General features: G+C 67.8%; 21 protein-coding genes. 8 read left to right on the plus strand and 13 right to left on the minus strand.

Annotated features, from left to right (window positions below):
• Nucleotides 1–18: 18 nt before the first annotated feature.
• The 9 genes from ACTG4X_RS10050 to ACTG4X_RS10090 form a co-directional block, all read right to left on the minus strand.
• The gene (locus ACTG4X_RS10050; RefSeq protein WP_440533713.1) at nt 19–1269 is read right to left on the minus strand and encodes an SMI1/KNR4 family protein; all 1251 of its coding nucleotides are present in this window, start codon (nt 1267–1269) and stop codon (nt 19–21) included.
• A gap of 70 nt (nt 1270–1339) precedes the next feature.
• Nucleotides 1340–2725, minus strand: a complete 1386-nt coding sequence (locus ACTG4X_RS10055; RefSeq protein WP_440533714.1) for a reverse transcriptase family protein — start codon at nt 2723–2725, stop codon at nt 1340–1342.
• A 241-nt stretch (nt 2726–2966) separates the two neighbouring features.
• Nucleotides 2967–3815 carry a tryptophan 2,3-dioxygenase gene (gene kynA / locus ACTG4X_RS10060; RefSeq protein WP_093049601.1) on the minus strand — a complete coding sequence of 283 codons (849 nt, stop codon included), beginning with the start codon at nt 3813–3815 and terminating at the stop codon, nt 2967–2969.
• A gap of 16 nt (nt 3816–3831) precedes the next feature.
• On the minus strand, nt 3832–4317 hold the full coding sequence (locus tag ACTG4X_RS10065; protein WP_093049603.1) for a hypothetical protein: 486 nt from the start codon (nt 4315–4317) through the stop codon (nt 3832–3834).
• A 13-nt stretch (nt 4318–4330) separates the two neighbouring features.
• Nucleotides 4331–5608 (minus strand): kynureninase, encoded by a 1278-nt coding sequence (gene kynU, locus ACTG4X_RS10070; protein WP_440533715.1) that lies wholly within the window; start codon nt 5606–5608, stop codon nt 4331–4333.
• Between the two features lie 10 nt (nt 5609–5618).
• On the minus strand, nt 5619–6269 hold the full coding sequence (gene kynB, locus ACTG4X_RS10075) for an arylformamidase (RefSeq protein WP_440533716.1): 651 nt from the start codon (nt 6267–6269) through the stop codon (nt 5619–5621).
• A 74-nt stretch (nt 6270–6343) separates the two neighbouring features.
• The gene (locus tag ACTG4X_RS10080) at nt 6344–6658 is read right to left on the minus strand and encodes a YkgJ family cysteine cluster protein (RefSeq protein WP_093049612.1); all 315 of its coding nucleotides are present in this window, start codon (nt 6656–6658) and stop codon (nt 6344–6346) included.
• Between the two features lie 26 nt (nt 6659–6684).
• Nucleotides 6685–7626 (minus strand): ornithine carbamoyltransferase, encoded by a 942-nt coding sequence (argF, locus tag ACTG4X_RS10085; protein ID WP_093049615.1) that lies wholly within the window; start codon nt 7624–7626, stop codon nt 6685–6687.
• Complete coding sequence (locus ACTG4X_RS10090; protein WP_440533717.1) at nt 7623–8831, minus strand: aspartate aminotransferase family protein; 1209 nt, start codon at nt 8829–8831, stop codon at nt 7623–7625. Before ACTG4X_RS10090 ends, argF begins: the two co-directional genes overlap by 4 nt.
• 161 nt (nt 8832–8992) lie before the next feature.
• On the opposite strand from ACTG4X_RS10090, the gene ACTG4X_RS10095 reads away from it, so the two are divergent.
• Nucleotides 8993–9322 (plus strand): DUF3579 domain-containing protein, encoded by a 330-nt coding sequence (locus ACTG4X_RS10095; protein ID WP_093049621.1) that lies wholly within the window; start codon nt 8993–8995, stop codon nt 9320–9322.
• 144 nt (nt 9323–9466) lie between these two features.
• Here the strand turns inward: ACTG4X_RS10095 and rpsT are convergent, their stop codons facing one another.
• Nucleotides 9467–9781 carry a 30S ribosomal protein S20 gene (rpsT, locus tag ACTG4X_RS10100; RefSeq protein WP_007831346.1) on the minus strand — a complete coding sequence of 105 codons (315 nt, stop codon included), beginning with the start codon at nt 9779–9781 and terminating at the stop codon, nt 9467–9469.
• A 131-nt stretch (nt 9782–9912) separates the two neighbouring features.
• Here rpsT and murJ point away from each other — a divergent pair, with 131 nt between their 5' ends.
• The 7 genes from murJ to ACTG4X_RS10135 all read left to right on the plus strand — a co-directional run bounded on the left by murJ (nt 9913) and on the right by ACTG4X_RS10135 (nt 16847).
• Nucleotides 9913–11466, plus strand: coding sequence for a murein biosynthesis integral membrane protein MurJ (murJ, locus tag ACTG4X_RS10105; RefSeq protein ID WP_093049624.1), 1554 nt, complete (start codon nt 9913–9915; stop codon nt 11464–11466).
• A 75-nt stretch (nt 11467–11541) separates the two neighbouring features.
• Nucleotides 11542–12393 carry a SirB1 family protein gene (locus tag ACTG4X_RS10110; protein ID WP_093049627.1) on the plus strand — a complete coding sequence of 284 codons (852 nt, stop codon included), beginning with the start codon at nt 11542–11544 and terminating at the stop codon, nt 12391–12393.
• A 2-nt stretch (nt 12394–12395) separates the two neighbouring features.
• Entirely contained in the window at nt 12396–12824 is a 429-nt protein-coding gene (locus tag ACTG4X_RS10115) for a bleomycin resistance protein (protein WP_093049630.1), read from the plus strand.
• 144 nt (nt 12825–12968) lie between these two features.
• Nucleotides 12969–13400, plus strand: coding sequence for a YciI family protein (locus ACTG4X_RS10120; RefSeq protein WP_093049633.1), 432 nt, complete (start codon nt 12969–12971; stop codon nt 13398–13400).
• A 37-nt stretch (nt 13401–13437) separates the two neighbouring features.
• Entirely contained in the window at nt 13438–13863 is a 426-nt protein-coding gene (locus tag ACTG4X_RS10125; protein ID WP_440533718.1) for a YciI family protein, read from the plus strand.
• A 70-nt stretch (nt 13864–13933) separates the two neighbouring features.
• The gene (locus ACTG4X_RS10130; protein ID WP_440534379.1) at nt 13934–15178 is read left to right on the plus strand and encodes an RNA polymerase sigma factor; all 1245 of its coding nucleotides are present in this window, start codon (nt 13934–13936) and stop codon (nt 15176–15178) included.
• Between the two features lie 61 nt (nt 15179–15239).
• The gene (locus ACTG4X_RS10135) at nt 15240–16847 is read left to right on the plus strand and encodes a M14 family metallopeptidase (RefSeq protein WP_440533719.1); all 1608 of its coding nucleotides are present in this window, start codon (nt 15240–15242) and stop codon (nt 16845–16847) included.
• Nucleotides 16848–16853: 6 nt separating this feature from the next.
• Here ACTG4X_RS10135 and ACTG4X_RS10140 read toward each other — a convergent pair whose 3' ends face one another.
• The 3 genes from ACTG4X_RS10140 to ACTG4X_RS10150 are packed head-to-tail and all read right to left on the minus strand — an operon-like array spanning nt 16854 to nt 19014.
• Nucleotides 16854–17855 carry a GlxA family transcriptional regulator gene (locus ACTG4X_RS10140; protein WP_440533720.1) on the minus strand — a complete coding sequence of 334 codons (1002 nt, stop codon included), beginning with the start codon at nt 17853–17855 and terminating at the stop codon, nt 16854–16856.
• Nucleotides 17819–18448: a DJ-1/PfpI family protein gene (locus ACTG4X_RS10145; RefSeq protein WP_440533721.1), complete on the minus strand. Its 630-nt coding sequence runs from the start codon at nt 18446–18448 to the stop codon at nt 17819–17821. Before ACTG4X_RS10145 ends, ACTG4X_RS10140 begins: the two co-directional genes overlap by 37 nt.
• Nucleotides 18449–18453: 5 nt before the next feature.
• A complete protein-coding gene (locus ACTG4X_RS10150; RefSeq protein ID WP_440533722.1) occupies nt 18454–19014 on the minus strand; it encodes a cysteine hydrolase family protein in 561 nt (186 codons plus the stop codon).
• Nucleotides 19015–19094: the final 80 nt, after the last annotated feature.

A 19094-nucleotide genomic window follows, 5' to 3' on the forward strand; every position in this document is an offset into this window, starting at 1 on the left:
ACGGCGCGCCGGCGCCTTTCAGAGCCGGAATGTCTGAAGGTGCTCGATGCGTTCCGCGAGCCCCTCTTGCCCGAGGTAGTGCCCGTGCGTGCCGTCCTGCATCTGCGCGAGCGTGGTCTCCAGTTCGAGCAGCATCGCATCGCGCTCAGCAACGAATGCGGGCGCCACATCGATGCCCGCCTGCGCGCAGGCATCAGCAATCAGGTGCGCGCTTGCGGGCGCCCCGCACGCCGCGCACTTGACGATGGCCGTCACGTTGGGCTCCGCGCCGTTGGCAAGCAGGGCGCTCGTGAGTTCGGGAGCGATCTGCCCGTCGATGTTGCGCAGGGCGTCGGCAGCCACCGGCGCGCCTGCGCGCACCAGCGCCGCGGCTGCGGCGAAGGCGCCGTGCTCCACTGCGACGTCGGTCGCGAGCGCGCTGCCCTGATGCGGCCCGTCGAAGCCCACGCCCGAGGCGGCGAGTTCGGCGACCAGCCCGGCGTCGTCGGCCGCGATGGCATGGCGCAAGGCCACGCGCGCGATCGACGGATGGTGGCGCAGCGTGCCTTCGGCCAGCGGCGTGTGCCAGTCGACCACGGCGTGGCAATAGAAGGTCACCAGCTTGTCCATCAGGTCGAGGTCGAGCCCGTGGTCCTGGTGGCGATCGTCGAGGTAGCCGAGCAGCGTCTGCCCCGAGAAGTAGTCGCTCGTGGGCGCCAGCGGGTCTTCGTCGAGCTGCAGCGCCGCGAATGCGCCGCGCAGGTCGGGCGCGATGGTGTTCACGCTGTCTTCATGCAGCGCGTGCGTCCAGGCCGGTGGCAGGCCCTTCTTCCACGCGACGATCTGCCCGTGCCCGGCACCGGGTTCGACCACCGCGTAGACGCGGTCGGTGTACTCGAAGCCGCCGAAGGGCAGGTGTGTGAGCTTGCCGCTCGATGGCTTGCCGCCGTCCTCGGCGGCTTCCTTGGCCAGTTCCAGTTCGTGCTCGATCCAGCCCTGCAGGTCGTGGTAGCCGTCGCTGCCGTTCCAGAACAGCTCGTTCCAGCTGATGGCTTCGAGGTTGCCGTTCATCTCGAGCGACAGGTCGTAGTCGAGCCGCCCGCCCGCCGTCTGCTGCCACAGCGCGAGCAGCCCTTCGGGAACGGGGCCCGCGCACAGGGCCTGCACGGCATCGATCTGCTGCCGGGGCATCGGCGGCTGCGCGTCGAAGATCACGCGGTCGGCGAACAGCACGACGCCATGTTCGCGCAGGGTGGAGAGCTCGTCGGGTGTGAACCGGATGTCGTGCATGGCGGGGGCCTCCGTTGTTTTCAAAACTGTAGCGCTTTGCGCCGACGGAACAATCAGGTCCACCCCAGCTTCATGAGGGCGTTTGCGTGGTACCCGTCCAGTCGATGCGGTCGAAAAGCCTCATCAGCCGGGCCTTGCGCGTCGGGCTGAACTGGCCGATCCATGCGATGTGGCCCAGCAGGTGGGCGCGAAAGTCAGCTGCCTTCGCGCGGTTCTGGCTGGCGGGGCCGTCGAGCGTGCAGCGATGCAGCACGGCCTTGAGCCGGTCGAAGTCTTCGCGCGGCGCGTTTGCCTTGTCGTTGACGACCACGCCGGTCACGCGCTGCTGGCGGTGCTGCGGCATGCAGCGCACTTTGCGCGGGTGCAGCTCGAAGCCCTCGTCGGCCGCGATGCCGTCGACCCAGGCGCGCAAGGCGGTGAACCGCGCGCGCAGCGAGGCCGGCCCGGAGAACACCAGGTCGTCGGCATAGCGCGTGTAGGTGGCGCCGAAGACCCACGCCAGGCCTTCGAGCCGCAGGTCGAGCCGGAATGCGCAGAGGTTGGCCAGCGCGGGCGAGCAGGGCGAGCCCTGGGGCAGGTGCGGCGCGGCGAGGCGCTTGGCGCCCATCCAGTCGAGCCCGCCGTCGTCGCGCAGGCGCTCGATCACAGCGGCATCGGTGCGGTGCGTGCACAGTGCGGTGAGGGCGCGCGCCACGCCTTCGGGGTAACCCAGCGTGCGCCACGTGGCATGCACGCGAGAGGCGCGAACGGCGGGGAAGAAGTCGCGCAGGTCGAATCCGATCACGACCTCCTGGCCGGCGTGGGCGGCCGCGTGGCTCGCGACCGAGCGGCCCGGCACGAAGCCGTGCGCCGCTTCATGCACGGGCACGTGCTGCAGAAGGTCGTCGAGGATGCGGCGCTGCGCGCGCTTCAGGTCGGCCTTGGGAATCTCGAGCAGGCGCAGGCCGCCGAGGCGCTTGGGCTGCAACTGGTAGCGGTAGTGCGATGCGGGCTGCACGCCGGGATCGCTGGGTGCGCGAAAAGCCTGTGCCGGTGATGTGAGCCAGGCCAGCCGGTCCGCGTCGAGCTCCAGCCACTGCGCGAGGTCGGCGAGCGTCGGGATGTTCGGCAGCGCGAAATGGTCCAGCCCCATCGGGCGGGGGAACATCTCCGCAGGCCGGAGGATGATTCGCCGCACGCGTGGCTCCTCGTCCTGCTCGAAGGCCGCATCGAACTCAGGCATTTCATGGATCGCCTTCGCCAGCGTGGGCAGGTCGGTGCGCCGCCAAGTGGCTCGCGACCGGTTGCCGAGCGCTTCCGCCAGCGGCTTCAGCCAGGGCGCGTCGGCGCCCAGCGTTGCCGCAGCCCGCGCGCGTAACGCACCGGGCGCGGTGCCGCCGGGTTGCCTCGCATCGGCAAGCAATGCGCGCGCTAGGCTTTGGGCGATCCATTCGCTGTAGCTCAGTTCACGCGTCATGAATGAAGATGGCGAGGCCTGTGAAGGTGGGTGGCAACCAGCCCTTCAACCAGCCGGTGATGCGCTAGCTGGGCTGCGCGGTAGCGCAGGTCCGCTCACGCGCCGGAATGTGTAGCCATCCATCCACCACGGGGTTCCCCCGCAGTACAAGACCAGGCGACGAATCGCAGAGCCTTGTCGAGTCTTGAAGTGCCGGTGCCGCGCGGATTGTAGGAGCCAACTTCGCGCGCGGCCTCGTGGGCTACAGGTCGGTGCGCAGCTTCCAGATTTCCGGAAACAGCACCACGTCGAGCATCTTGCGCAGGTAGCTAACGCCGCCCGTGCCGCCGGTGCCTCGCTTGAATCCGATCACGCGCTCGACCGTCGTCACGTGGCGAAAGCGCCAGAGGCGGAACGCGTCTTCCAGGTCGGTGAGCTTTTCGCCGAGCTGGTACAGGTCCCAGTGATCGTGCGGATTGCGGTAGACCGTGAGCCACGCCGCTTCGACACCATCGCTCGATTCGTAGGGCTGTGTCCAGTCGCGTTCCAGCCGGTCGGCGGGCACCGGCAGGCCGTGGCGTGCCAGCAGGCGCAGCGACTCGTCGTACAGCGAAGGCGCGCGATAGGCCGCTTCGACCTGCGCCAGCAGATCGGCGCGGTGCGCATGCGGCTTGAGCATGGCGGCGTTCTTATTGCCGAGCGCGAATTCGATGCAGCGGTACTGCGCACTCTGGAAGCCGCTGGAGTTCGCGAGGTAGGGGCGCATCGCCGTGTACTCGGGCGGCGTCATGGTCGAGAGCACGGTCCATGCGCTTACCAGCTGTTCCATGATGCGGCTCACGCGCGCAAGCATCTTGAATGCGTCGGCCAGCTTCTCTTCGGCGATGTGGGCGGTGGCGGCACGCAGCTCGTGCAGCATCAGCTTCATCCAGAGCTCGCTGGTCTGGTGCTGCACGATGAACAGCATTTCGTCGTGCGCGGGCGAAAGCGGGTGCTGCGCGTTGAGGATCTCGTCGAGGTGCAGGTAGTCGCCGTAGCTCATGGACTTGCTGAAGTCCAGCTGCGCTTTTTCCTCGTGGACGATTTTCTCGGGGGACTTGTCGGTGCTCATGATGTTTGCTGGCGGGTCATCGCCAGACCACGGCGGTGTAGGAAGGAAGGCCCATGCCGGACTCCTTCTTCGGATAGACGAAGCGCACGACCTCGTTCTTGCGCTTGTATTCCTGGTAGGTCTCGCCGCCGGGAATGCGGCCCTTCTCGCCCGGCTTGTAGCCGGTGTCGCGTGCCTCCTTCACGAGGCGCTCGAAGGCGGCCTTGTCGGTCAGCGAGAGCTGCACGCCGTCCTCGCTGCGGCGGCTTTCCACGTAGGTGGACTTCATCAGGTGCGTGGTCTGGCCGTCGACGAACTTCTCGTACTCGATCATGCTGACCTCGTCGGTCACGGTCTTGTCGGCATACGAGAAGCCCTGGCTCTTGATCTGCTGGCGAAAGGCGTCGGGCGTCAGTTCGGCGAAGGCTTTCAGTTGCGGCAGCGTGAACGCCGGTTGCTGTGCAAGGGCGGGTGCCGCCAGCATCAGCAAGGCGGTGTACAGAATGATCAGTCGGGATTTCATGGCTGGCTTCGTCTCAGGTTACGGCGTTCTTGCGGTTGAACTCTTCGCGCTTCCACTCGCCCGTCTCCAGCACCTGCGCCAGGTGCTCGACCGAGTTCCACACGTCCTCGAAGCTCAGGTACAGCGGCGTGCAACCGAAGCGCAGGATGTCGGGCATCTGCGAGTCGCCGGCGCGGTAGTCGCCGATCACGCCGCGCGCGATCAGCGCCTGCACGATGGCGTAGGCGCCTTCTTCTCGGCTCAGGCAGACCTGGGAGCCGCGCAGTGCGTGGTCGCGCGGGGTGACGAGCGAGAGGCCTTGTCCGGCGCAGCGCTCTTCGACCAGTGCGATGAACAGGTCGGTGAGCGCGAGCGACTTGGTGCGCAGCGCGGCCATCGCGCCGTTCGTGCCGTTGAAGGCTTCAGCCGCGAGCACGGTGTCGAGCCCGCATTCGAGCCCGGCCAGCGCGATGATCGGCTGCGTGCCGCAGAGGTAGCGGCCTACACCCGAGGCAGGTCGGTAGTGCGGCGTGAACTCGAAGGGCGCCGCATGGCCCCACCAGCCGGACAGCGGCTGCTCGAACTGCCCTGCGTGCTTCGTGTTCACCCATGCGAACGCCGGCGCGCCGGGGCCGCCGTTCAGGTACTTGTAGCCGCAGCCGATGGCGTAGTCGGCCTCGCTGTCGTTGAGCGCGACCGGCACGGCGCCCGCGCTGTGCGCGAGGTCCCACACGGTCAGCGCGCCCGCGGCATGCGCGGCGGCGGTAATGGCCTTCATGTCGTGCATGGCGCCGGTGCGGTAGTTGACGTGCGTGAGCATCAGCACGGCCACTTCGTCGGTCAATACGCCGGGCAATTCGCTCGCATCGATCAGCTTGAGCGTGAAGCCGCGCTCGCGGCACAGCGATTCGGCGATGTACAGGTCGGTCGGGAAGTTGCTGCGCTCGCTGATCACCAGCTTGCGGCCGCTGTCCTTCTGCTGGGACAAGGCAGCGAACAGCACCTTGTAGAGGTTGACCGAGGTGCTGTCGGTGCACACCACTTCGCTGGGCGCGGCGCCGATCAGTCGGGCCACCTTGTCGCCCAGGCGTTGCGGGAGGTCGAACCAGCTCGCGGTGTTCCACGACCGGATCAGGCCTTCGCCCCATTCCTTGGTCACGACTTCGGCGATGCGTGCCGGTGCAGCCTTGGGCATCACGCCGAGCGAGTTGCCGTCGAGGTACAGCACGCCTTCGGGAATGGTGAATTGGTCGCGCAAGGCGCGCAGCGGGTCTTGCGCGTCGAGCGCGCGGCAGTCTGCAAGGGTCGTCATGGTGGAGTTTTCAGCGGGGGAGTTCGCGCAGCACGGCGCGAACGGGGGAGGCATCGGCGCTGACCAGCTTGAGCGGCAGCGCGATGAGTTCGTAGTCGCCCTCGGGCACGTCGTCGAGCACGAGGTTCTCGAGCACGCGCAGGTCGAGGCGGCGAATGCGTTGGTGGCTTTCCAGCGTCTTGCTGTCGGCCGGGTCGATGCTGGCGGTGTCGATGCCGATGAGTTTCACGCCCATGGCCGCGAGGCGCTCGACGGTGGCGGGGGCGTAGGCCGCAAGTTGCGGGTCCCAGTGGCCGACCGGCATGGTGGTGTAGGTGCGCACCAGCACACGCGGGGGCAGGGTGCTGTCGACGGCGTGGGCGATGTGATCCCACTCGACGAGCGGGCCCTTGTCGATCGCGTGGATCACGCGGCAGGGGCCGAGAAAGGGCGCGAGGTCGACGTTGCCGATGGTCTGGCCTTCGGGGTCGTAGTGCAGCGGCGCATCGGCGTGCGCGCCGACGTGGGGCGAGAGCTTGATCTCGCTGACATTCACCGGGCAGTCCGGTGAAATGGTCGCCGCCCAGCGCTGCTGGTAGGGCGTGTCGCCGGGAAAGACCGGCGCGCCTTCATGCACGGGCGGCGAGATGTCCCAGATGCGTTGCTGATGTGATGAAGCCATGGCGCGAAGTTAGCGCCGGGCGAGGGGTCGTGGTGTCGGTTATTTCCAACACCAAACGTGACGAGTTGAACGGATCAGTGCAACGACGACAGCGCCGGCAACCCGTGCCGTGCCCGCGCCCGCTCGCATGCGTCGCTGCCAGCTTGAAGCTCGTGGCACGGGTTGGGGCGCCATTCGTAGATGCCGCAGCCCACGGACTGGCCGATCTTGCCGGTGAGCGCAGCGCAACGCATGGGCGTGTGGTCGGTGCCGCGCATGCGGCAGATGGCGTCGTTTACCTCGACGGCGAGGCCCGAGGGCACCTTGCCGCCGTTGTCGTCGAGCTCATGCACGCTGAAGTCGACGCGATAGCTGGCGCAGCAGGCGCCGCATTGCTGGCAATCGGACATGCGGCTGCGCCTTGTGCTTCAGGGAGTCAGAGCCTGCCGAGGAGCAGGAACTCCATCAACGCCTTTTGTGCGTGCAGGCGGTTCTCTGCCTCGTCCCACACCACCGACTGCGGTCCGTCGATGACTTCGGCCTGCACTTCTTCGCCGCGGTGGGCAGGCAGGCAGTGCATGAACAGGGCGCCGGGCTGGGCGATGCGCATCATGTCCTCGTCGACACACCAGTCGGCAAAGGCCTTGCGACGCGCCTCGTTCTCGGCCTCGTAGCCCATGCTGGTCCAGACGTCGGTGGTCACGAGGTCGGCGCCGCGGCAGGCTTCCATCGGGTCCTTGAAGACCTTGTAGCTGTCGCCCGAGCGGATGCCGGCGATCGACTGGTCCACCTCGTAGCCGCTGGGCGTGCTCACGTGCACCGTGAAGCCCAGGATCTCGGCCGCCTGCAGCCAGGTGTTGGCCATGTTGTTGCCGTCGCCCACCCACGCCACCGTCTTGCCCTGGATGGAGCCGCGATGCTCGATGTAGGTGAAGATGTCCGCGAGGATCTGGCAGGGGTGGAACTCGTTGGTCAGCCCGTTGATGACCGGCACGCGCGAGTGCGCGGCAAAGGTGTCGATCTTGGTCTGCTCGTAGGTGCGGATCATCACGATGTCGACCATGCGGCTGATGACCTTGGCGCTGTCCTCGATGGGCTCGGCGCGTCCGAGCTGGCTGTCGCCGGTGGTCAGGTGGACCACGCTACCGCCGAGCTGGTACATGCCGGCCTCGAAGCTCACGCGGGTGCGCGTGCTGGCCTTCTCGAAGATCATGGCCAGCGTGCGGTCGACCAGCGGCTGGTGCTTTTCGTAGGTCTTGAACTTCTTCTTGATGATCGCCATGCGATCGAAGAGGTAGGCGTACTCGTCGGCCGTGAAGTCCGAGAACTGCAGGTAGTGCCGGATGGCGGCGGGTGCGGTCGTCGTGGCGGTCGTCATTGGGCGGCAGGCTCCGACAGGAAGTTCTTGACGATGGGCGCGAGGATGGCAACGATCTCGTCGGCCTCGGCAATGCTCAGGATGAGCGGCGGCACGAGGCGGATCACCTTGTCGGCCGTCACGCTCAGCAGCAGGCCGGCGTCGCAGGCGCGGTTCAGGATCACGCCGCAGGGACGGTCGAGTTCGATGCCCAGCATCAGGCCCTGGCCGCGGATTTCCTTCACGCCGGGCAGGCCGCCGATTTCGCGCTCCAGCGCGGCCTTGAGGTGGGCGCCGACGGTGGCGGCGTTTTCGAGCAGCTTGTGCTCTTCCATGATGCGGATGGTTTCGACGCCGGCACGCATGGCGAGCGGGTTGCCGCCGAAAGTGGTGCCGTGGTTGCCCGGGCCGAAGATGTTGGCGGCCTTGGGGCCGGCCACCACGGCGCCGATCGGCACGCCCGAGCCCAGGCCCTTGGCCAGCGGCATCACATCAGGCTTGATGCCCGCCCATTGGTGGGCGAACCACTTGCCGGTGCGGCCCATGCCGCACTGCACTTCGTCGATCATCATGAGCCAGTCGCGCTCGTCGCAGAGTTGGCGCACCTGCTTGAGGTATTCGACGCGCATCGGGTGGATGCCGCCTTCGCCCTGGATGGTTTCGAAGAACACGGCGACCACGTTGGGGTTGCCTTCGGTGGCCTTCTTCAGCGCCTCGATGTCGTTCAGCGGCACGCGGATGAAGCCCTCGACCAGCGGGCCGAAGCCGGCCTGCACCTTGGGATTGCCGGTGGCCGACAGGGTGGCGATGCTGCGGCCGTGGAAGGCGGCTTCGTAGACGACGATTTCGGGGCGCTCGATGCCCTTGTCGTGGCCGAACTTGCGCGCCAGCTTCAGGGCGGCTTCGTTGGCTTCGAGGCCGGTGCAGCAGAAAAACGCGTTGGTGAGGCCCGAAATCTCGGTCAGCTTGGTGGCGAGCTGTTCCTGGCCGGTCACGTGGTAGTAGTTGGAGCTGTGGATCAGCTTGGTCAGTTGGTCCTGCAGGGCGGGCACCAGCTCGGGGTGGTTGTGGCCCAGCGTGTTCACGGCAATGCCGCCGAGGCCGTCGATGTAGGCCTTGCCCGTGGTGTCCCAGACTCGGCAACCCTGACCGTGCGACAGTGCGATCGGCAGGCGACCGTAAGTGTTCATGACGTGGGGCGAGGTGGGCTGGGCGGTAGCGCTCATTCGGGTTCTCCAGATAGGGAAGGCGGATTCTAGGCGTGCCGTTTGACGGCTTCGTTGAGGATTCCGCATTACAGCAATGCCCCATGTTCAGGATGCAAAAAGTGCCGCGGATAGAATCGCTTGCTGCACCGCAGCACCCGCTCCGGTCGCCTCATTCAACGATGATTTCCCCCACTGCCAAAGAAATCTTCATCCAGGGCATCACCAAGGATGGCCGGACATTCCGCCCCAGCGATTGGGCCGAGCGTCTGGCCGGCGTGATGTGCTCTTTTCGCCCCGGCGGCGCCTATCCGGGCAGCCACCTGAGCTACTCGCCCTGGTGCATTCCGACGACCATCAACGGCGTGAAGTGCGTGATCGTGAACCGCGAGCTGCGCGATGCCGAGCCGATGGCCTGGGATTTCTGCGTGAACTTCGCGAGAGACAACGACCTGCAGGTGGCCGAGGCCTGCCTGGTGCCCGACACGCCCATCCCCCCCAAGAAGGCCTGAGCGGCCTTTTTTCTTGCCCGTCGCCCTGGGGCGCAAATCGAACGGGCATGAAAAAACCGCCCGAAGGCGGTTTTCACTTTGCTGCAGCGCACCCCGATCAAACGGCGGACTGGAGAATTCCGGTCCGGGCTTGCCTGACAGGTGTCAGGCGGCCGCCTTTTCAGGCGCGAGGGCGAGGGCCTTGACCTTGGCCGACAGGCGGCTCTTGTCGCGGGCTGCCTTGTTCTTGTGGAAGATGCCCTTGTCGGCGACGGTGTCGACGATGCTCTGGGCCTTCGCGAACAGTTCGCTTGCCTTGGTCTTGTCGCCAGCCAGAACAGCCTTTTCGACGTTCTTGACAGCGGTACGGTATTTGGAGCGCAGCGAGGTGTTCGCAGCGTTGAGCTTGGTGTCCTGGCGGACGCGCTTACGGCCGGAGGCGAGGCGCGGGTTCTTCTTCTTGGGCTTGGCGGATGCCATATTTAATGTTCCTTAGGTGTCTGAGGATGATGCAGCAAAGCCCTCCATTATAGGCCGGGTTGGCCCTTTTGCCCAATTCGCGCCCGAATCGGCCCGTTTCGGCACCTTCGCGGGCCCTACACTCGGCCCCCGTGTCCCTGCTCAAATCCGCCTCCACCGTCTCCCTGCTGACTCTCGCTTCGCGGATCACGGGCCTTGTGCGCGACGTGCTGTTTGCCTCGGTTTTCGGCGTCAGCGCGCTGACCGACGCCTTCAACGTCGCATTTCGCATTCCCAACCTGTTCCGTCGGGTCTTCGGCGAAGGCGCCTTCAGCCAGGCCTTCGTGCCGGTGCTGGCCGCGCGCAAGGCCGAAGACGGGGAAGAGGGCGCCCGGCAGTTGATCGACCATGTCGCCACGCTGCTCACCTGGACGCTGCTGGTCGTGTGCGTGGCCGGCGTGGCCGGCGCGCCGCTGCTGGTCTGGGCCATGGCGAGCGGACTGCCCGGCTTCGACCCGGCCGTGATCATGACGCGCTGGATGTTCCCGTACATCGGCTTCATGTCGCTGGTGGCGCTGGCGGGCGGCATTCTCAACACCTGGCGCAAGTTCGCGGTGCCGGCGGCGTCGCCGGTGTTGCTCAACATTGCGCTGATTTTGGCGATCGTGGTCGGGGCGCCGCTGTTCCGCCGCTGGGGCATCGAGCCGATCTATGCGCAGTGCGTGGGCGTGCTGGTGGGCGGTGTGCTGCAGCTGGCGCTACAGATTCCGGCGCTGCGCAAGCTCGGGCTGATGCCGCGTGTCGGCGCGAGCTTCCGGGCGCTGCGGACCGCATGGACCGACCCTGCCACGCGCAAGGTGCTCAAGCTGATGCTGCCCGCGCTGCTGGGCGTGAGCGTGGCGCAGATCTCGCTGCTCATCAACACGCAGATCGCCTCGCACCTTGCAGTGGGCAGCGTCACCTGGATCACCAATGCCGACCGGCTGATGGAATTCCCCACCGCCATGCTCGGCGTCGCGCTCGGCGTGGTGCTGATGCCGCAGCTGGCCGGCGCCCGCGCCGCCAAGGACGACGCGCGCTATTCGTCGCTGCTCGATTGGGGCCTTCGTCTCGTCGTGCTGCTTTCGGCGCCTTGCGCCATCGCGCTGCTGCTGTTTGCCAAGCCGCTGGTGGCGGTGCTCTTCCACAACGGTGCGTACACCGGCGAGGACGTAGGCCGCACGACCCTGGCGCTGATGGGCTACGGAGTCGGGCTGGTCGGCATCGTGGCCGTGAAGGTGCTCGCGCCCGGCTACTACGCCAAGCACGACACGCGCACGCCGATGCTCATCGCAGTCGGCGTGCTGGTGCTGACGCAGGTGCTCAATATCTTCCTGGTGCCGGTGCTGCAGCACGCAGCGCTGACCCTAACCATCGCCATCGGCGCGCTGGTCAATTCGACCTGGCTGCTTGTCGGCCTGATGCGCCGCGGCAGCTACAAGCCCGAACCGGGTTGGGGCAAGTTCGCGCTGCAGGTGCTGGCGGGCACGCTGGTGCTGGCTGGCCTGCTGTTCTGGGGCTCGGGCCATTTCGACTGGGTCGGCCTGCGCGAGCAGCGCCTGCTGCGCATCGGTCTGCTCGCCGCGCTGATCGCCGGCTCGGCGCTGCTCTATTTCGCCGTGCTGGCGGCCGTCGGCGTGCGGTTGCGCAGCTTCCTGCGCCGCTGAAGCCAGCGCGCAGGGCGTTGGCAATACGCACGTGTCCCGCCTTGACGCTCCCTGAATGCTCCTCTACAAAGACACATGACGTTCAGCTTTCAGGTTCCTACCGCACTGGAGTATTTCGAATCGCTGGTTCGCAGCGACGATCAATTTCCGTTGCTCGAAGCTGCCGCCAGCCTGGCGCAGGACGAATACCCCGATCTCGACGTTCAGCAGGTGCTTGGCGATGTAGACCAGCTCCTGGCCCGCCTGAAGCGCCGCCTGCCGGCCGACGCCGCACCGCTGGCCCGCCTGCGCGCCCTGAACCAGTTCTTCTTCAATGACCTGAGCTTCGGCGGCAACGTCAACGACTACTACGACCCCGACAACAGCTACCTGAACGCCGTGCTGCGCACCCGCCGCGGCATTCCGATCTCGCTGGCCGTGCTGTGGATGGAACTGGCGCAGGGCCTGGGCCTGCAGGCACGCGGCATCGGGTTTCCGGGGCATTTCATGCTCAAGGTGACGCTGCCCAAGGGGCAGGTGGTGATCGATCCTTTCACCGGCAAGTCGCTGTCGCGCGAGGAACTCGGCGAGCGGCTCGAGCCCTACAAGCGCAGCAATGGCCTGGTCGGCGATTTCGACGTGCCGCTGGGCCTGTACCTGCAGCCCGCAAGCCCGCGCGAAATCATTGCGCGCATGCTGCGCAACCTGAAGGAAGTGCACCACGCGCAGGAAGACTGGCAGCGCGTCATCGCCGTGCAGGACCGCCTGATCGCCCTGCTGCCCAGTGCCTGGGGCGAGTACCGCGACCGCGGCATCGCGCACGCCGAGCAGGGCAACACGGCGCAGGCCGTGCGCGACCTGGAAACCTATCTGGGGAAGGCCGAGGACGCCCTCGACATCGACGCGATCGCCGAGCGCGTCGCCATGTTGCGCCGAATGGCCAGCTGAAAATGAACACCAAGGCCGGTGTGAGCCCGGCGCCCGACCTGGGCACCCTGCATGAATTCCACGGCGTGCAGCCGGTGCTGCCGGTGTCGGACGTGTCGCGCGCCGCGCGCTGGTTTCGCGACGTGCTGGGCTTCGAGCTCGACTTCATCGCGGGGGAGCCGCCCAGCTACGCCCGGGTGAAGAAGGGCGACCGAAGCTATGGCGACCCGGTCTACCTGAGGCTGTGGCAATGCAACTCGCGCGAGGCCAAACCCTGGCGCGGTGAAATCGTGATCCACGTGGGCAAGGACATCGACGGCCTGCACGCCGCCTACGTGAAGCGCGGCGTGACGGTCATCGAGCCGCCGACCTCCCAGCCCTGGGGACTGCGCGAATTCGCGATCCGGGAGCCCGACGGCCACGTGCTGCGCTTCTGCGGCTATCTGCCCTGAAGCCTCGATTTCAGAAACACAAAATTACAAATAGATCGATGCGATCGTGTCGATCCGTCTTCCGCTCGTCCGACGTGTGAACAGGAGCAGGCAAATTTCATTCGTCAGCCGCTCCCAGTCTCATCAACCTTCAGGAGAAACGACATGCGATTCATGATTCTGGTCAAGGCCAACGCCGATTCCGAAGCCGGTGTGATGCCCAGCACCGAAATACTCACCGCCATGGGCAAGTTCAACGAGGAACTGGTCAAGGCCGGCGTGCTGCTGGCGGGCGAAGGCCTGCACCCCAGCTCCAAGGGCGTGCGCGTGCGCTGCGAAGGCCCGACCAAGCGCACCGTCATCGACGGCCCCTTCGCTGAAACCAAGGAGCTGCTGGCTGGTTTCTGGCTGTTCCAGGTCAAGTCAAAGGAAGAAGCCATCGAGTGGATCAAGCGCAGCCCCTTCCAGGAAGGCGAGATCGAGATCCGCCAGGTGTTCGAGGCTGCCGACTTCGGCGATTCGATGACGCCCGAGCTGCTCGCCCAGGAAGACCGCCTGCGCGCCGAGACCGAGGCCCGCGCCAAGGCCGGCAGCTGAAGCAGCCGCAACCGAATCGAACCCAAGGAGATCCACCATGCGATTCATGCTGCTGATGATTCCCCACGGCTACGAAACCGCCGCGCCCGGCACCATCCCCGAAGACGTCGATGCGGTGTCGGCCATGATGGCCTACAACGAATCGATGCAGAAAGCCGGCGTGCTGATCAGCTGCGACGGCCTGCATCCGCCCTCGATGGGCGCGCGCGTGAGCTTCAAGAACAAGAAGCCCAAGATCGTCGACGGCCCCTTCGCCGAGGCCAAGGAAGTGCTCGGCGGCTTCTGGGTCATCGACGTGCCCTCGCGCGCCGCCGCCATCGAATGGGCTGCCCGCTGCCCCGGCTCCGACAACGAAGTCATCGAGGTGCGCCAGATCCAGGAAATCGGCGACTACCCACCCGACGTGCAGGCGCTGACCAGCGAGTTCGCGTCGATGCAGACGGTCAAGAAGACCGAGCCGTAAAGCTGTGATCAGGGAAGAGGGTCGCGCGGACGTCGCCGCCATCCACCGCACCATCGAGGCGGTGTGGCGCATGGAGTCCGCGAAGATCATCGCCACCGTCGCGCGCATGGTGCGCGACGTGGGCCTGGCTGAAGAGCTGGCCCAGGACGCGCTGGTCTCGGCGCTTGAGCAATGGAGCGAATCCGGCGTGCCCGACAACCCCGCGGCCTGGCTCACGGCAGTGGCCAAGCGCCGCGCGCTCGACCGCCTGCGCCACCTGCAGCTGGCCGAGCACAAGGCCGGCGAAATCGGCCGCGAGATCGACGCGCAGCACGAAATGGCACAGGACGATTTCGCCGAGGCGATCGATGCCGCGCTGGACGACGACATTTGCGACGACCTGCTGCGACTGGTGTTCACCGCCTGCCACCCGGTGCTGTCGACCGAGGCCCGCGTGGCGCTCACATTGCGGCTGATGGGCGGCCTCACCACCGACGAAATCGCGCGCGCCTTTCTCGTGCCCGAGGCCACCGTGGCGCAGCGCATCGTGCGCGCCAAGCGCACGCTGGCCGAGGCGCGCGTGCCCTTCGAGGTGCCGCGCCGGCACGAGCTCGAAGCCCGGCTCGCCTCGGTGCTCGAAGTGATCTACCTGATCTTCAATGAAGGCTACTCGGCCACCGCCGGCGACGACTGGATGCGCCCCACGCTGTGCGACGAGGCCCTGCGCCTGGGCCGCATCGTGGCCGAGCTGGTGCCGAAGGAGGCGGAGGTGCACGGCCTCGTGGCGCTGATGGAAATCCAGGCCTCGCGCACCGCCGCGCGCATGGGGCCTTCCGGCGAGCCGGTGCTGCTGCTCGAACAGAACCGCGCGCGCTGGGACCAGATGCTGATCCGTCGCGGCCTCGCGGCGCTCGCGCGTGCCGAAGCACTCGGCGGCGCGCTAGGCCCCTATGCGCTGCAGGCCGCCATCGCCGCCTGCCACGGCCGCGCGCGCACCGCCGACGAAACCGACTGGGGCCGCATTGCCGCGCTCTACGACGCGCTGGCCGAGCTCACGCCGTCGCCCATCGTCGAGCTCAACCGGGCGGTCGCGTTGTCGATGGCTTTCGGGCCGGCGACGGGGCTGGAGGTGGTCGATGCGCTCATGGACGAGCCCTCGCTGAAGGGCTACCACCTGCTGCCGACCGTGCGCGGCGATCTGCTCTTCAAGCTCGGCCGCCGCGACGAGGCGCGCAAGGAATTCGACCGCGCCGCGGCGCTCACGCGCAACACGCGCGAGCGGGCGCTGCTGCTGGCGCGTGCGCGCGCCTGCCTCCTCGATGGCCCCGGCGGGTGAGCTGAGCGCCTGCTGAAGCTGCGCTGGCCCGCGCGGCCGGTGCCGGGAGAAAATGCGCGCCATGCTGTGCACCCCCTCCCTCCGCCTCCTGTGCGTTTCCTGCCTGGCCCTGCTGCCGGCCCTTTCGGCCCAGGCCCAGTTCGACCCCGCCAAGGCGTGGGTCGAGCCGCAGGCCATCGCCGCGCGTTTCCCCGATCCGCCGGTGAGTTACGCCACGCCGGGTTTTCGCGCCGGGCGCGCCGACTTTCCTTCGCATGCCGAGGTGCTGGCCTTTTTGAGCGACCTTGCGCGCCAGTCGCCGAACGTTCGCGTCGAGCGCCTGGGCCTGACGCAGCAGGGACGCGAAATGCCGCTGGTGGTGCTGGCCGACCAGGGGCGAATCGATCCCGCGCGGCCTACCGTGATGGTGATCGGCCAGCAGCACGGCAACGAGCCGGCCGGTGGCGAAGCGGTGTTGGCATTGGCGCAGCAGTTCGCCAGCGAGCCCGGCGCCGCGCTGCTGAAGAAGGTGAACCTGGTGCTGGTGCCGCGCGGCAACCCGGACGGCGCCGAGCGCTTCACCCGCGTCACCGCCAACGGCATCGACGTGAATCGCGACCACCTGCTGCTGCGCACCCCCGAGGCGCGCATGCTCGCGGCCGCCACCTTGCGCTACCAGCCGCAGGTGGTGCTCGACCTGCACGAGTTCACCGTCGGCGGCCGCTGGATCGAGAAGTTCGGCGCGGTCATGAAGTACGACGGCCTGCTGCAGCCTGCCACCGTGGGCAATCTCGACTCCGCCATCGCCGTGGGTGCGCAGCGCGACTATGTCGACGCCATCCAGTCCGCATTCACGCAGGCCGGCTTGCAGGGCTTCAAGTACCACACCACCTCCGGCGGCAAGAGCGAGGACCGCACGGTGTCGATGGGCGGCGTGCAGCCCGACACCGGACGCAACGTGAGCGCGCTGCGCCAGGCCGTGAGCCTGCTGCTCGAAGTGCGCGGCGTGGGGCTCGGGCGTGCGCACTTCGCGCGCCGCGTGCACACGCAGGTACTGGCCGCCACCACCGTCATCGAGACGGCCGCGAAGCAGGGGCCGGCGCTGATGCAGCTCACCGCGCAGGCTGGCCAGCGCGCCAAGGCCGAGGCGTGCCATGGCGATCTGGTGGTCGAGGCCTGGCAGACGCCGACGCGGCAGCGCCTCGAATTCCTCGACGCGAAGACCGGGGAAGACAAGACCGTCGACGTCGAATGGCGCGCCGCCGAGCCGCTCAAGATTGCCAATGCGCGCCCGCGCCCCTGCGGTTATCTGCTCGCGGCGAGCGAGACCACGGCCGTGCAGCGCCTGCAGATGCTGGGCGTGCGGGTAGAGCGCATCGACAGCGCGGCGCCCTGGCAGGTGGAGCGCTACGAGATCCTGTCGCAGACCGACGGCCAGCGGCAGGATGCGCGCGGCGCCATCGAGGACGGCGAGGCGATCCGCGCCTTCCGCGTGCGGCCGCGGGCCGGTCGCGCGGTGGTGCAGCCGGGGAGCTTCTACGTGTCGCTGGCGCAGCCGCTGTCGCCGCTGGTCAGCGCGGCGCTGGAGCCCGACTCGCAGAACAGCTATGCGGCCAACCGGCTGCTCGAGATCGGCGACGACAGGCTGCTGCGCGTGCCCGGGCCGGTGCCCGTCGGCGTCTGGCACTGAGCGTTTTCAGGCCTTGAAGGCCGGGCCCGCCTCCGAAGGCGAGCCCGGCAACCCGAACTGGTGCCACGCGCGGCGCAGTTGGGTGTCCGAGCCGAAGCCCGATTGCTCCGCCGCCCGCGTCACGCTCGTGCCCGAGGCCAGCGCGAGTTGCGCAGCTGCGAGCCGCAGCCGCCGCAGATAGGCCAGCGGCGCCACGCCCGCATGCTCGACGAACAGCCGCGTGAGATGCCGCGCCGAGGTGTGCCCCACCTCGGCCATGCGCGGCACATTCCAGTCGGCCTGCGGCTGCTCGCTGACCGCGTCCTGCACGCGATGCAGCGCGGCATGCAGGTGGTTGCGGTAGGCGAGAAAGGGCGACAGCTCCGGGTCGTGCGGGCCGCGGCGCAGCGCCACCACCATGGTCTGCGCGACCTGCGCCGCGAGCGCTTCGCCGCACAGCCTGGCGATGCGGTGCAGGACGAGGTCGATGCCGGTCGTCACGCCCGCGCTGCTGTACAGCGGCGGATCGATCACGAACACGCGGTTGCTGACCACGTCGCAGCGCGGCTCCACGGCACGAAGTTCGTCGAGGTGCTGGTGGTGCGTGGTGGCGCGTCGGCCTGCCAGCGCACCGGCATGCGCGGCCAGCACCGCGCCGGCGCAGATCGTCAGCAGCTCCAGCCGGTCGCGTTCGAAGCGCAGGCCGCGCAGCCAGTGCAGCAGGTCTTGCGTCTCGGGGTTGTCGATGGCGATGGTGTCGCCGGGCAGGCCGACCAGCACGATCCAGCCGGGGCCGTCCCACTGCGTCGGCAAGGGCGAGAGCCCGGCCAGCGCGACGCCGACCGAGCCCATCGTGGTCGGCCGGGGGCTCGCGAACTCGATGGCAAAACGCTCGGGCTGGCCCATTGCGCACAGCCGCTGGTTGGCGATGCGCAGCGCCTCGGCCGGGCCGGCCCAGTCGAGCACGATGCTGCCGGGCAGGAGGACGAAGACTACGCGGATGGGTCGTGGCTGGGGTTGCGGGTCCATGCGTAGTCCATCTGGCGCGCGGTGCGCTCGGCCAGTTCGCGTCCGGCCAGCCGCTCGACGAGGTGCAGGCTCATGTCGATGCCGGCGCTGATGCCCGCGGAACTGACGATGCGGCCGTTGTCGACCCAGCGCACGCCGTCGCGCACGTCGAGCGAAGGAAAGCGCTCGCGCAGGTCGGCGATGTCTTCCCAGTGGGTGGTGACGGTGTCGTTCGCGATCACGCCGCTTTCGGCCAGCAGGAAGGCGCCGGTGCAGACCGAGGCGACGACCTGCGCACCGGCTGCGCTGTGGGCGATCCATCGCAGGGTGTGGGGGCTGGCCATCGGCGCGTCGACCACGCCACCGGGAACGATCAGCACGTCGGCCTTCGGGTTGTCGGCCAGCGTGTGGTTGGCCAGCAGCCGCAGACCGGCGCGCGCCTGCACGGACTGGCCGTGTGCAGCGTGGGCCACCGATGCGACATCGAACGGCGCCGCGGTGCCCGGCTGCATCCGCTGGCTGACCCGGCTCGCGGTGGTGAACACTTCGAAGGGGCCGGCGAAGTCCAGCGCTTCGACGCCGTCGAAGGCGAGGATGAGCACGCGCAAGCTCATGCCGCTCACGCCACGGCCCGTTCGAGCGCCTGCGCCACGGTGCAGACGGTGGCGAAACGGCCCTGCAGCACGGTGGCGGTGCGGGCCTTGATGTCGGCGGCCGAAAGCGGCTGGCCGTTCGGCTGCACCATGTCGAAGGTGAGCGTGGCGTCGGTCACGTAGTCGACCTCCCAGCCCAGGTCCGAGGCGTGGCGGGTTGTGGTTTCGCAGCACTGCTCGGTGCGGATGCCGCTCACGATCAGCCGGCCGATGCCGTTCTGCGTGAGCCAGATGTCCAGCCCGCTGTTGACCAGCGCGCTGTGGCGGTGCTTGGTGAAGGTGGCTGCTGCGGCAAAGTCGGCAAGCCCGCCGATGGGGCGCACGTGGCCCGATTCGACGGCAAACGGGTTGCCCGCATCGGAGGGCTCGTCGGTGTGAAAGACCCGCGCGATCGGCACGCCGGCGGCGGCGCAGCCTTCGATCAGCGCGTTCTGCGCGGCGAAGTAGGGAGTGGCCTGGCTCTCGGACCAGTACGCGCGCTGGCGGAACGATTCCTGGGCGTCGATCACAATCAGACAGGTTTTCATGGCGGGGCTCGCAGAGGCAAAGTGGATGATGCCGCCTATTCTTCTGCCTTGCCAGCCCGCAGTCCGCTCGCGGCCGGACC

Origin of the sequence: Variovorax sp. YR566 (assembly GCF_051992195.1) — a bacterium.
GTDB lineage: Bacteria > Pseudomonadota > Gammaproteobacteria > Burkholderiales > Burkholderiaceae_C > Variovorax.